Source organism: Duganella phyllosphaerae, from assembly GCF_001758785.1.
Taxonomy (GTDB): domain Bacteria; phylum Pseudomonadota; class Gammaproteobacteria; order Burkholderiales; family Burkholderiaceae_D; genus Rugamonas; species Rugamonas phyllosphaerae.
On record NZ_LROM01000152.1, the window covers coordinates 40,680 to 52,793 of the forward strand.

A 12,114-nucleotide genomic window follows, 5' to 3' on the forward strand; every position below is an offset into this window, starting at 1 on the left:
GCGCCATTACTGCGCGTCCACAGCCAGCATCACCGGCGGCATGGTGGAGCCAATAACCCACAGTGCGATCGACCCGCCGGCGGCCAAGATGGCCACCTCGTTCTCGGTCGGCTTCCAGTAGCTCACCACAGCAGGTATGCCGTCGCACTCGGTGCGGGTGATGGGCAGTGCGCTACATGGTAGCTGCGCCTGGTCCCAGTCCTTCGGCGCGCCCAGCACGTCGTTGTTGGTGTGGTGCTGATGCTTGTTCATTCCAACCCCCCCTCGTCGCCGCCCGCTCCAGGCCGGGGCCGTAGTTGCCTACGGCCGGACCCACCTGGTCATGTTTCGTCGGCGATCTGCACCCGCTTTTGCAAGCCCTGCCGCTGGAGTGCGATGGCAGGTACGCGCCTTGTTATATGTGTACGGCTGGAAACGCCGCACGGATTCATTTCGTGGCACGGTTGCTACATGTTCGTCGCGTACTCGGTGATCAGGCCGTCGCCGCGTGCAGCAGCGGCTTGATCCAGCCACACACATGCGGCCAGGCCAGCACCACGGCGCCGGTGATGACGCCACCGAACGCGATGCCGAGCAGCATGAATACAATCACGATGCTGCGAAAGTTGATGTCAGGCATAACCCCCTCAAATAAAAAAGCCGCCAGCGCATTGATGCGGCAGGCGGCGAAAGGAAGTCGGACACGCGTCCTGTTGACCGCGATCAAATTGCAAAGCGCCCAAGAGCGCAATATCATCATTTCAGGGACGACAGGGAGAGAACATGCTGAAAATAAATGATCAAATACGGAAGCTGTTGAAAGCAACAGGCGGCATCCAATTCGATGCTGACGGCGAAGAAGTGCTTGCAGGACTCACGCCGGCAGAGAGCGTATTCGTACTGGAATGTAGCCAAGAGGCCCCTAGCGCCCGTGATCCTGGCGATGCATTCCTTTTAAACCAGCTGAAGCACCGACACCTAAATGCGCGACTTAGTCAGCTGGGTTACACAAGTAGTTCAATAGGGCAGCTACCTTTGCCTATGGCACCTGGGCGGCGGTGATGCTGGGGCTCATCCCGGTGGCGCCGATGGCAGTCAGGGCATGGCGGAGCGGAAAGTTTTCAAATCCTCACACGGCCTATGGCATTTGGGTGGGGGGGCAGAATCGCACAGACCATTTCACAGAACACTTTGAAAGCATCACCGTCGACATTGATGGCGTGGAGCACTCGTTCAGGCTAACCTCCAGCTTCTGGCGCCGTTGCATAGTGGTCCGTGATGCAGGCCAAACAGTCATACGCGATTGGCTTGAGCGTCACTACACGACCGACTGGCCCCATGGTCAACCACCCCGATTTGTACTGCAACCGCTCGGCGCCGGCCGTTTCAGCCTCAGTAAGCAGTAGCGCGGCTACACAGAGCATCCATCGCGAACTGAAGCACGGTCAGGTACGTCTGCGACTGAAGCCGCCATCCTCGGCTGCAGTCTGCCTGTCTTGGGCTGCTTACACAGCGGCCGCCAAATCTTAGCGCTAACGCCGAGCAGCGTGCAGGCCGCAGCTATCCGCGCAGGCGCGCCGCTATCAATGGTTGCTTCAGCTTGTGCGGCGTGATGTAGTCGACCGCATCCCAGGTTAGCCTGCCAGCGCGAGAGTTCGCGGCCGCGCCGGAAGAGCAGGACGTTGCTGCCCTGCCCCCTCGAGCTTAAAGATATTGACCAGTTGCTCGAGCTGGCGGGCCTGGTCCTGCATCGACTCGGACGCGGCCGCCGCCTCTTCGACCAGAGCGGCATTTTGCTGGGTCACGCTGTCCATCTCGCTGATGGCCTGGTTGACCTGCATGATGCCCGACTCCTGCTCGGCGCTGGCGGCGCTGATCTCAGTCATGATATCGGTCACGCGCCGCACGCTGCCCACGATCTCGTCCATGGTATCGCCGGCGGCAGCCACCAGCTCCGTGCCGGCAGCCACTTTGTCCACCGAATCGTTGATGAGGGCCTTGATTTCCTTGGCGGCGCTGGCGGACCGGTGTGCCAGGGTGCGCACCTCGGTGGCCACCACTGCGAAGCCCCTGCCCTGCTCGCCGGCACGCGCCGCTTCCACGGCAGCATTGAGCGCGAGGATATTGGTCTGGAACGCAATGCCATCGATTACGCCGATAATGTCGGCGATTTTTTTCGCCGAATCGTTAATTGCCGTCATGGTGGTGACCACCTGTCCCACCACCGCGCTGCCGCGCGTTGCCACGTCCGCTGCACTGCCGGCCATGGCCGTGGCCTGGCGGGCGTTGTCGGCGTTCTGCTTGACCGTGGACGTCAACTCTTCCATCGACGATGCGGTTTCTTCCAGCGAGCTGGCTTGCTGCTCGGTGCGCGACGACAGGTCCAGGTTGCCTGTGGCAATCTCTTGGCTGGCGGACGCGATGGTTTCGGTGCCCTTGCGGACCTCGTTGATGATGTCGTGCAGCTTCTGGATAAAGCCGTTGAGCGAGGTCGCCACCTGGCCGAACTCGGCGGACAGCGCCGGCAAGCGATAGGTCAGATCGCCCTCGCCGCTGCGCAAGTCTTCGGTGGCCAGCAGGATCGCCCGCAACGGCTGCAATACCATGCGCGCCAGCAGCGCGGCCAGGAATATCGAGAGAACGACCGCCAGCGCACCGCCGCCGATCAGCGTCATTTTGGTGACACCCTGCATGGTTTCGGCATTGCGTGAACGTTCGGCCAGCAAGGCTTGCTCGGCGCTGGCCAGGTCGGCCAGCGTGGCGCGCATCTGGTCCATTAGCGACTTGCCCTTGTTGGCCTGTTCGAACGCGATCACGTCCTCCATACCGCTGGTGCCGGCAATGCTGGCGCGGCGCAGCGCGATGGCTGCCTCGGCGGCCGTGGTACGCCATTGCTGCTCGGCTTCTTCGAGCTTCTTGAGTCGCTGCTGCTGCGTCGCGTTGTCGGCCGTCAGGGACTGGACCTTCGTCCACGCCTTTTTGAACGCCGCCTGGCCAGCCACGAAAGGCTCGAGCGAAGCCTGCGCGCCCGTCAATGCGAAGCCGCGCTCGCCCGTCTCCATATTGATCAGGCTCTCCAGCATCGCCTGGCTGGCGCCCAGCACCTCGTGCGTGTGCTCGTTCCAGTCATTGGCGTCATTCAATTTTGAAAAATTGACGTAGGCGACCGTCAGCAAGGTCACCAGTATCACCACGATCAGCGAAAAGCCCCCGTACAAACGGGTGCCGATTCCAACGTTGTTCATATCGTTTCCTGTCCGCGACTGTTGCCGTATAGGCATCACCCGCCGTATGTGTCGGCGCCGCCGATCATCGTCACGGACCCGCTGGTGGACACTGAGTTGTTAAGTATAGGTAGAGTGCGACGGCAGGTAGGAGGCCGGGGAAAACTTGCAGAATGCTCGGGTTCGGGAGCATTGGGACGGGGAGATAGTTCAGATAGCCGTGCAATCATGATACATCAAAAAATTCCAAAAAGTAACATTGGAAAAATTGATTGCGCGTACCGTGGTATTTTTACTTCTTGTCGAGGGTCCCGTTTGGCGCTGGATAGGTCAGTTGCAGTCGTCGCGGTCTGGCTGGCGCAGCGTGAGGATCAGGTGCCAGCCAAGTTGCCGACGGATCTCGTCGGGCGTCGGCGGTGGGTCGAGCTGCGCGTGCGTGCGGCGCTCGAAGTACACGCGAACGAGCTCATTCGGCGGGCGTGTGGTGTCGGGCATGGCCGCCTCGATTTTCGGACGCGGAAATAAGAAAGCCACCGCATGGGTGGCTTGAGTATTTGCTCCCGCGCTATCTGCGCGGTGAGCGTTACATACACGCGAGCGGAAGCACATCGGCTGATCAACTCGCGAATCCCTGCTATCGGTGCCGCCAGAGCGATCATTACGAGTACGGGGAGTAACAGTCAAATAATACAACACGCTCACTAAAAATGGAATTAATTTTTACATAGCCCAATGATTCACGAGTGCAACGATGGTATAATTGTTACAATTATAATTAGGCGGAGTGCAATATGGCAATTAGTTCGGAAGACAAGGCGTTCTTTATAGAATTCACCATGAGCAAAATAAGCATTCTATCAGGGGCGTTGTCTCCTCTCGCTAAAAAAGTGCTGGATTTCGAGGGGGTGGGGGAAGTGCGAGGCGCTCGGCAGATATGGGTCGCCGCGATTCAAACTATGCAAACAGCTGCTCAAAATGGTTACAGACTAACAGAATTGGTTAAGATTTTCGAAGATGTTTTAACAGCATCAGAAATGTTCATAGATGTAGTTAAGAACCAGACTCCACTCGATGCTGCCGAGGCGGAGACCGAAGTCTCCAAGGTTAGGAAGGAATTCAGTGAATTGACAACTGAGGAGCTCGTACTTCGACCGGAAACGGGAGAACCTAAGTCTGTCAGGCTCGAATATTTAAGGCGCGATGCCCAGGAATTAAGAGCCCAAGCGAAGAGAGAAATAGGAATACTGGAATCTAAGGTTGATTCATTGTCTACAGCTGTCAGCGAATCTCAATCGGCCTTTGAAGCGAAAATTCTGCCATTGCAATCACAGTATGATCAGGCGCTAAAAGACTATCAGCGTGTGAGGCCTGAGCTTCAGCAAAAGGCCGTCGAACTGGATAAGTTGCTTGGGCTAGCGGGGAAAAAAGTTTTGGCAGGAAACTATGACCAACATTCGAAACAGGAGCAGGCGTCAGCGAACTGGTTGCGTCGCGGCGCCTTGATTGTAATGTCTTGTGCGATCGTGCCTTTAGCCGTTTCCCTTATCCAGTTCTCGCACAGTAGTATTTCGATTGAAGAAACCATACTCAGATTCTCATTTTCAATACTACTATCAATTCCAGCTGCGTATATGGCGAGAGAATCAACAAAGCACAGGCAACAGCAGTATGCACTGAGGCAAACTGCTCTGGACGTCGGTGCAATAGACGCCTATATCGCCCCCTTACCTGTAGAAACACAGAATAAAATTAAGGAGGAGATTGCTTCAAAATTGTTCGCGCCTAAATCATTCGACCATGTATCGAAAGAAAGTTATCCGATCAATATTCAAGAACTTGTTACAAAACTTGTGGGTATCGCGGCAGAGAGGCGTGACCGCGACACGTCCGCAAAGGAAACTAAAGACAAGAGCGAAGCATAGCAGCAGCGCGGCCATTATGTGCCTGGAGCAGACTCTCCAGTTCACTGACCATATCCAGCGCCTTCTCGCGCTCGAAGCCACCACCGCCGATCTCGCCCCGGCCGGTACCCCTGCACGGCTGGCAGATCATCCGGGTGGCAGTGCCGGTACCGTGGCAGGTGCCGCACTTCCCGTCGAGCCAATAGGCAAGCGAGCGCTCAGCAACGCGGCGGTAAAGGGTCAGGGCTGCGCGCACGTCCCACTCGGTACCCTCCTTCACCCACTTGCGTTCACGTCCTTTTTCGGTGACGCGGTTGGTCCAGATGCGCAGCAGCTGGGCCAGGTTCTGCGTGCCGGACTCGAAGGTTTTGCTGATCGAGCCGTCGGCGTACTTCACGCGGGTGAGCAGCGCGCCGAAGCCGGCGCCGGTCAGGTCGGCCAGCGCCGCAGCGGCCAGCGGTTCGGCCGCGTGATGCTGCGCGTCGTCCTGCAACGTGCTCGCGCCCAAACTCATTACGAACCGATCTGCATAACCCATGTTGTGTTCTCCCGTGGCAACGGCGGAACGTTAACACACGGAAAAATCGAAAACAATTGGCAGAGTGGCAAAGTGTTGCAATTCCTGACGACCCGTTTCCTGATGACCGTATTTCAGCCGTATAGCTCACGCATCGCCTTGGCATGCGCTGCCGCCAGCACGCCCACCTCGAGCACTGGCAAGGCGCGGACGTAGTGGCTAATGGCCAGGCGGATTGCCGCATACTCGCCCGTCGTAAAGTCGAGCAGCGCGGTCGGGCGGGCGCAGGCCTTGACCTGTGCACGCCAGGCCTTGACCGACACGTCGTACAGCTTGCGATTGCCCATCTGCGACCACACAGCCGCTGCGGTCAGCAGGTGCTCGGTCAGCACGTTGGTTAGGTGCACCGGTGCCAGACCGCGCTTGGCCGCGTCGAGCGCGATCAGCACCACCAGCGCGGTGGCGTCGGCATCCTCCTGGCCCACCAACTGCTTCGCGGCCAGCACGTCGAGCGGGTTTGCCAGGAATGCCTGCCGCGCGCCCATCAGGCCGCCCTCCGGGACCGATACGATTCCCAGTCGCACACCACCAGCTGCCCGCCGCCTTCGCGCAGCCGATCAAAGGCCCGCGCGCCCAGGTATTCCTCGAGCAGCTTGATCGCCAGGTTGCTGATCACGATCGTGGGCCGGCCCGCCTCGTAGCGGCCGTTGATGATCTCGAACAGCACCAGCTTCTCGGTATCGCTGCCGTGCTGCACACCTACCTCGTCGAGGATCAGCAGGTCCGGCTCCACCAGGTCGGCGATCGCCTGCGCTTCGGTCTTCGGGTTGCCCTTGGCGTAGGTCTCCTTCACGGACCTGACCGCGCGCATCACCGACGTGAAGACGGCTTGACCGCCCTGCTCCAGCACCACGTGCGCGACGCCGACGGCCAGGTGGGTCTTCCCGGTACCGACGTCACCGCAAAGAATCAGGCAGGCGCCGGCCTTGCGTACCGCGGCGAAATTGTCCGCGTACCGCGTGACCATGCGCAGCGCCCTCTCGGCTTCGTCGCAGGTCGGTACGTAGGTGCCGAGGCGGCGGTCGGAGAAGCGCTCAGGGATCGCGGCACGCCCCAGACGTGCCTCCCATGCCCGGGTGCGCAGTTCGGCCTGCCAGGAGGCCTGTGCGGCTGCCGTAGCCGCCGCCTCGGCCGCGTGCTCGCACTTCACGCAGGCAGACCAGCCGCCCGGCAGCAGCAGCGAGGTGTACTCGCCGTGCTGTGCGCAGGTTTCGAGGACCGCGCTCATGAAGCGCGGGCGGCGCTCAGAACTTGCCATCAGCGCCAACCCCTGCCCGGTAATCCTGCGCGGCGAAGTTTCCATGTTTCGTGCCTTTCTGCGGCATCGCCGCTCCAACAGCCCATTCGGCTTTGTAGTGATCGCCAGGCCCGAAGAAGGTGGCCGGCTGCTTTGTGAACTGCGGTTCGGTGCGGCTGTACAGCACGTAGTTCGCATAGCGCTGAACCCCGGCCAGCAACGCGCCAGAGGTGACGCCCTCCTTGAGCCGGGCAGCCCACGCCTTGTACGCATCCTTCTTGCTGGCGCCAGGACGGGGCGGATAGGCAAGCCACGCTTCCTCGAACTCAGGCGAGTAGTCCGACGGCGGCGAAGCCGAAGTAATGTTCTTTATTGGTTTATGGTTTATGGTTTCTGGTTTATGGTTAGTTGGAGTGCCGTTCAACGTTTGTTCAACGCTCGTTCCAACGCCCGTTGAACGGCTGTTCAGCATTTGCTGCCTTTTCGTTTCTCTTTTGGCAGCAGAGGCCCGGCCAGCGGCCGATTTCTGACTGGTGTTGCTGCGATAGTCCTCGATCACCTCTTCGCAGCGAAAATGTACCCAGCCGCGTTCGGTTTTCGTGAAGAACTCGTTCAACACCTGTTCAACGGCCGTTCGCTCCTCGTTGGTACGGGCGATGATACGGCGGCACAACGAATCGACATCGGGCGTCAACGGCTGCTCGGTGTCATAGTAGATGTCCATCATGTCGCGGTAGACACTGCGCTCGAGCCTGGTCAGGTGACGGGTAGCGCGGTCGAAGTCTCCGATATGGTGCGGGTAGTGGTTCACGGCCTGACCTCCGCCACGCCGATCGTGTAAGCGCTGCGCCCCGTCAGCGCATCGCGCACGGTGGATTCGGCCACGCCGAAGCGGCGCGCCAGTTCGCGATATCCGGCGCCGCGCACGCCCGGCTTGTGGGCCTCGCGGATCGCGCGGACCTGGTCATCGGTCAGTGCTCGACGGCGCGTCATAATCCATTCTCCCCGTCCATGGCTTCCATATCAAACAGCGTGGGTACGCTGACCTGCTTCTCCATCGAATAGCAGTAGTGCACTTGGTCCACAAAATAGGCGCCGTTGAGCTCGGACCCGGCGCCGACGCGGCCCAATTTGACCGAGCGCACCGGCGTAGTGCCCAGGCCGCTGAATGGGTCGTAGACTTTCTCGCCGGGGTTCGTGTAGCGCAAGATGATGCGGTCGACGATATCGATCTGGAACGGACAAACGTGCTTCTCCACGGCGCGCGCAGACTGCTCGCCGTTCAGAGTGCGCATGCGCACGATGTCGTGCCAGACCATCGGATCGTTGCTGCCTGGCGCCAGGCTCATGAATGTGGCGGGCAGCGTCTTGTTCGCCAGCATGGCCTCGCCCACGGCCACGTGGTATTCGTAGTTGTAGACGTTGTCGAGGGACATTTCCGTGAAGACCTTGGCCAGCTTGCCAGGGCCGAAGCTGGCCAGCTCCGCCGCGCTGAGCAGTCGGTCGCCACTCGAGCGCCAGAATGCATGCGCGTCCACCTGCCAGCGCGCGACGCTGTAGCCGGTACCAGGCACAGGGGGCAGCTTTCGGTCGAAGGGCACGGTGACACCCTTCTCGTCCAGGCACAGCGGCTTGGCCTTGGTCACCGGCACGTCCGCATAGCCGCGAGAGCGGTCAGTCTGCGGCTTATGGAACAGCAGGACGTATTCAGGCATGCCAACGCCCATCTTGCTGCCGTCCTTGCATACTTCGGAATAGCCCAGGCGGTAGGTCTGATTGTTCTCGCGCACCACGTCGGTGACGACCGTGATCATGCCCATGTAGTCGAAGCCATGCTTGGTGGCGTGGAAAATGGCCTCGGCGTGGAACGGGCTTACGGTGGGCACGCCGGCGCCGGTCACGTTCCCGAACAGGATCCGGTCCTTCACGTGGCAGGCGTACATGCGGCCCGGCTGCAGGATGCGCAACAGCTGCGGCGTGAGGAAGTCCATCTGGCGCCAGAACTGGTCATTGTCCTGGGTGTGGCCGAAGTCGTTGTAACTCGGGCTGTATTCGTACTGATTTCCGAACGGGATCGACGTCAGCACCAGGCCCACCGAGTTGTCGGGCTGTTCGAGCGCTTCGAGCACGCAGTCGTTGTGCGCCACCTCGAAACGATCGCCGGCGACGACCTGGCGCTGCACGCCGATGGTGCGCGCCAGCGAGTCCTGCATCGAGAGCTGGTCCAGGCCATAGGTGCGAATGATCTCGCCCATCTTGGCCTGCATCTCTTCGTGCTGGCGCCACTTCGTCTGCAGGTCGGCCAGCACCTTGCGCTCGACCTCGGTGTGCACGATGTCGATGATGACCGGGTGCGTCTGCTGGAAGCGCTGGACGCGGTGAATGGCCTGGATGAAATCATTAAACTTGAAGCCGATGCCCGCGAAAATCTCGCGGTGGCAATGCTGCTGGAAGTTGCAGCCGCTGCCGGCGATGATCGGCTTGGTGGACAGGATCTGCACCTTGCCGTCGCTGAAGTCGGCGATGCGCTGCTCGCGCTCGTCGATCTGCTGCGTGCCCCACACGCTTATGGCGGCCGGGATCGCCGCCTGGATGGCGTGGCGCTCGTCCTCCAGGTCGTGCCACACGAGGAAGTGATCAGCGGGATCCGCCGCGATGATTTCGGCCACCTTCGCCACGCGCGCGGCCATGCTGTCGCGCTTCTCGCCGGCAGCGGCCGACAGGCCCATGGCCACGTTGGGGATCAGCAGGCCCTGGCCGTTCTTCTCGGCGCCGGCCGTGTCGTAGTTGCTCGGCACTTCGTGGTAGCGGACTTCGATCGGCGGCAGGTCGTAGCCCTCGTCCGAATGACCCAGGTCGCTGGGCTTCTGGATGAACACGGCCCAGCTGGCCACCCATAACCAAAACTCATGCTCTTTATGGGGATAGAGCGTCAGGTTGCCGGCCTTCTCGCTGTCGCGCTGGAAGAAGCGCGTGAGGGCCTGGCCCGTGTCCATGACGCCCAGGTAGCCGGCGTAATGGATTAGTTCCTTGAACCGGTTCGGGCTCGGCGTCGCGGTGTAGACGAATTTGAATTCGACGGGGGCGAACATCGGCAGGAACTCCTGGTAGGTCTTGCTGCCATAGCTGCGCAGCACGCTGGCCTCATCCAGGCCCGAGGCCTGCCACTTCGTAACGTCCACCTTGACCTCGCGCACCGACTCGTAGTTCGTCATGTAGATCGTGGCTGGGTCGTCGATCTCGGCGTCCGAGCGGATGAATCGTAGGTCGATGGCCTGGTCGCCGGTGAAGTGCTTCGCCACCTCGCGCGAGAACTCCTGGCGCACGCCCAGCGGCGCGACGATGCCACGGATCCCGCCAGGCCGGTGAATGCCGATCTGGCGCATGACCTCGAGGTTGGTGCTGGTCTTGTGCAAGCCGAACGATGCGAACACGGCGCGCTGGCCGCCGGCGAGTGCCCAGCGGACGATCTGGCGGGTGTGCGGTTTGAGGCCTGGATGGATCTGGTCCAGCGGCACGTCGAAGCCCTTCGACGGGGCCAGGCGAATTTTATCGCGCAGGAACTGGCTATATTCGGCCTGAATCAGGTGCTTTTGTTCTTCGCTGTTGAATGCGCTCATGTCATTTCCGTTTTGGTTGGTCAAGCAACGGCCGTCAGGCTGCTGCCTTCAGTTCTTTTAAAAGTTTTTTGTAGTGCGCGGTCTTGGCGATCAGGTCGTCCACTGTGTAGTGTTTCGATTCCTGGTCGGCTTCCAGCGCCTCCACGGCGGCCAGGCCGATGCGCGCGACGACGCCGGCGCGAAACGATGCCGCCGTGGTGCCTCCCGGCCGGTTGCAGCCCTTGAGCTGCTTGAACACGTTCCGTTCGTCGAAGCGAAGATGCGGGTGGCTGCCGCGCGACAGGTAGTGGCCAGCGTCATAGGCGCCGCCGGTCAGGGCGTCGCCGCTGGCGTGCTTTCCGCAGTCGATGCACGGCTCGAAGCGGTCGCGGAACCGCACCCAGGCGTTGAACGCCTTCTGGCAGTCGGCCACGTAGTCAGCCTTGCGCTTGAACTTGGCCAACTTTTCCTGGTGGTCCTTGCGCTCGGCCTTGGCCGTGGCCAGGCGCTGCTTGTCGAGCTTCGCCAGCGCCACCACCGTGCCGCACTCGGGCGAGCACCAGGTGACGAACGGCTGCGGCCGGACGAACTCGGCGCGGCAGGTGCGGACCGCGCACTTGTGCTTCTTCTCGCGCGCGGCCTTGGTGATGGTCTTCGTCACCTCGCGGGTCTCGATGCGCTCGCCGCGCGCGAAGGCCTGGCGCTTCATTGGCGCGGTGTCGGGCTTCATGGGTGAACGCCTCATGACGTGCACTCGCATGGCAGAAGGTCGGGCGTCGAAGCAATCTTGATGAACTTGCGCGCCTGGGCCCAGAACCGCTGATGCGGGATGTGCTCGGTTGCCGGCACGCCGGCGCACTTCATGATGGCGAACTTGGCTTCCATATCTTCAAGGTAGACGGGTCCGGTATCGTCGTGGTGGATTGCGTAGCCGATCTCTTCCTCGGCCCACTTTCCCTTGAGCCAGATGTCCGGCCGCGTGCAATAGACGATGTACCAGTGCTGCCAGCCCGCTTTCAGGCAGCCGATGCAGTTGGCGTGCTTGAACTGGGAGTAGCCTTGCGGCGGCGCGATGCCGATTTCGTTGGTCGAGAAGATGGTGCGAGCTCCGACCGCCAGCGGGTACGCGGTCATGTAGCCTTGCTCTCCCATGATCCCGGAGCGCCGTTGAATCCGGTCCGTCTCATTGAGGTCGAAGCCGTAATACACGACAACATCTTTCTGCGGGTAAGTCTTCCGCAGCCAGGCCATAAAAGGCTCGGTCTTCAGCCGCGAGGTGCAGATTTCCGATCCAGAGCCAACCTTGAAGGCCTGCTCCTTCACCGATACGTCGAACTGATCCATGCTCGCGTTTTTGTAATTCACGAACGTGATCGGAAGTGCCAAGTACTCAGCAACCTGACGCTTGAACCGTTTCACGTCCGCATCCTCGACGGAAAAATGGATGTCGTGGTTCACCAGCAAGACGTCCGCCGGATCAAATTTGCGCACGACCTCGATCGCCACCAGTGCCGAGCTATGGCCGCCGGAATAGCATACGATGTGTTTGGTCACGACGCAGCCCTCCCCGCGCACGCCTCATTCGCACCGAGCATCA

Annotated in this window: 13 protein-coding genes; 1 reads left to right on the top strand and 12 read right to left on the bottom strand. The window is 60.7% G+C overall.

The window, feature by feature from the left end; translation table 11 throughout:
• Positions 1-6: 6 nt before the first annotated feature.
• The 4 genes from DUPY_RS25500 to DUPY_RS25510 form a co-directional block, all read right to left on the bottom strand.
• On the bottom strand, positions 7-252 hold the full coding sequence (locus DUPY_RS25500; protein ID WP_070251954.1) for a hypothetical protein: 246 nt from the start codon (positions 250-252) through the stop codon (positions 7-9).
• Positions 253-472: 220 nt separating this feature from the next.
• A complete protein-coding gene (locus DUPY_RS28530) occupies positions 473-619 on the bottom strand; it encodes a hypothetical protein (protein WP_167359117.1) in 147 nt (48 codons plus the stop codon).
• Positions 620-1,613: 994 nt separating this feature from the next.
• Positions 1,614-3,224: a methyl-accepting chemotaxis protein gene (locus DUPY_RS29130; RefSeq protein ID WP_070251955.1), complete on the bottom strand. Its 1,611-nt coding sequence runs from the start codon at positions 3,222-3,224 to the stop codon at positions 1,614-1,616.
• Between the two features lie 309 nt (positions 3,225-3,533).
• Positions 3,534-3,737, bottom strand: a complete 204-nt coding sequence (locus DUPY_RS25510) for a hypothetical protein (protein WP_070251956.1) — start codon at positions 3,735-3,737, stop codon at positions 3,534-3,536.
• Between the two features lie 257 nt (positions 3,738-3,994).
• Here DUPY_RS25510 and DUPY_RS25515 point away from each other — a divergent pair, with 257 nt between their 5' ends.
• The gene (locus DUPY_RS25515; RefSeq protein WP_070251957.1) at positions 3,995-5,125 is read left to right on the top strand and encodes a hypothetical protein; all 1,131 of its coding nucleotides are present in this window, start codon (positions 3,995-3,997) and stop codon (positions 5,123-5,125) included.
• Here the strand turns inward: DUPY_RS25515 and DUPY_RS25520 are convergent.
• The 8 genes from DUPY_RS25520 to DUPY_RS25555 all read right to left on the bottom strand — a co-directional run bounded on the left by DUPY_RS25520 (position 5,103) and on the right by DUPY_RS25555 (position 12,071).
• On the bottom strand, positions 5,103-5,642 hold the full coding sequence (locus DUPY_RS25520; RefSeq protein WP_229255504.1) for a hypothetical protein: 540 nt from the start codon (positions 5,640-5,642) through the stop codon (positions 5,103-5,105). The two genes, DUPY_RS25515 and DUPY_RS25520, sit on opposite strands and share 23 nt — an antisense overlap.
• Before the next feature lie 113 nt (positions 5,643-5,755).
• Positions 5,756-6,205 carry a hypothetical protein gene (locus DUPY_RS25525; RefSeq protein ID WP_141749677.1) on the bottom strand — a complete coding sequence of 150 codons (450 nt, stop codon included), beginning with the start codon at positions 6,203-6,205 and terminating at the stop codon, positions 5,756-5,758.
• Positions 6,166-6,984 (bottom strand): ATP-binding protein, encoded by an 819-nt coding sequence (locus DUPY_RS25530; protein WP_229255505.1) that lies wholly within the window; start codon positions 6,982-6,984, stop codon positions 6,166-6,168. The genes DUPY_RS25525 and DUPY_RS25530 overlap by 40 nt, the downstream gene beginning before the upstream one ends.
• A complete protein-coding gene (locus tag DUPY_RS25535; RefSeq protein WP_070251961.1) occupies positions 6,926-7,729 on the bottom strand; it encodes a YdaU family protein in 804 nt (267 codons plus the stop codon). The genes DUPY_RS25530 and DUPY_RS25535 overlap by 59 nt, the downstream gene beginning before the upstream one ends.
• Positions 7,726-7,911 (bottom strand): hypothetical protein, encoded by a 186-nt coding sequence (locus DUPY_RS25540; RefSeq protein WP_070251962.1) that lies wholly within the window; start codon positions 7,909-7,911, stop codon positions 7,726-7,728. Before DUPY_RS25540 ends, DUPY_RS25535 begins: the two co-directional genes overlap by 4 nt.
• Entirely contained in the window at positions 7,908-10,538 is a 2,631-nt protein-coding gene (locus tag DUPY_RS25545) for a DNA methyltransferase (protein ID WP_070251963.1), read from the bottom strand. Before DUPY_RS25545 ends, DUPY_RS25540 begins: the two co-directional genes overlap by 4 nt.
• 34 nt (positions 10,539-10,572) lie before the next feature.
• On the bottom strand, positions 10,573-11,247 hold the full coding sequence (locus DUPY_RS25550; protein ID WP_208600103.1) for a recombination protein NinG: 675 nt from the start codon (positions 11,245-11,247) through the stop codon (positions 10,573-10,575).
• Between the two features lie 11 nt (positions 11,248-11,258).
• Complete coding sequence (locus DUPY_RS25555; protein ID WP_070251964.1) at positions 11,259-12,071, bottom strand: hypothetical protein; 813 nt, start codon at positions 12,069-12,071, stop codon at positions 11,259-11,261.
• Positions 12,072-12,114: the final 43 nt, after the last annotated feature.

Excerpts from the sequence above, each read along its gene's own strand:
- DUPY_RS25520 (WP_229255504.1), bottom strand. The coding sequence starts at position 5,642 with ATGGGTTATGCAGATCGGTTCGTAATGAGTTTGGGCGCGAGCACGTTG.
- DUPY_RS25540 (WP_070251962.1), bottom strand. The coding sequence starts at position 7,911 with ATGACGCGCCGTCGAGCACTGACCGATGACCAGGTCCGCGCGATCCGC.
- DUPY_RS25530 (WP_229255505.1), bottom strand. The coding sequence starts at position 6,984 with ATGGAAACTTCGCCGCGCAGGATTACCGGGCAGGGGTTGGCGCTGATG.
- DUPY_RS25545 (WP_070251963.1), bottom strand. The coding sequence starts at position 10,538 with ATGAGCGCATTCAACAGCGAAGAACAAAAGCACCTGATTCAGGCCGAA.
- DUPY_RS28530 (WP_167359117.1), bottom strand. The coding sequence starts at position 619 with ATGCCTGACATCAACTTTCGCAGCATCGTGATTGTATTCATGCTGCTC.
- DUPY_RS25500 (WP_070251954.1), bottom strand. The coding sequence starts at position 252 with ATGAACAAGCATCAGCACCACACCAACAACGACGTGCTGGGCGCGCCG.
- DUPY_RS25550 (WP_208600103.1), bottom strand. The coding sequence starts at position 11,247 with ATGAAGCCCGACACCGCGCCAATGAAGCGCCAGGCCTTCGCGCGCGGC.
- DUPY_RS25515 (WP_070251957.1), top strand. The coding sequence starts at position 3,995 with ATGGCAATTAGTTCGGAAGACAAGGCGTTCTTTATAGAATTCACCATG.
- DUPY_RS29130 (WP_070251955.1), bottom strand. The coding sequence starts at position 3,224 with ATGAACAACGTTGGAATCGGCACCCGTTTGTACGGGGGCTTTTCGCTG.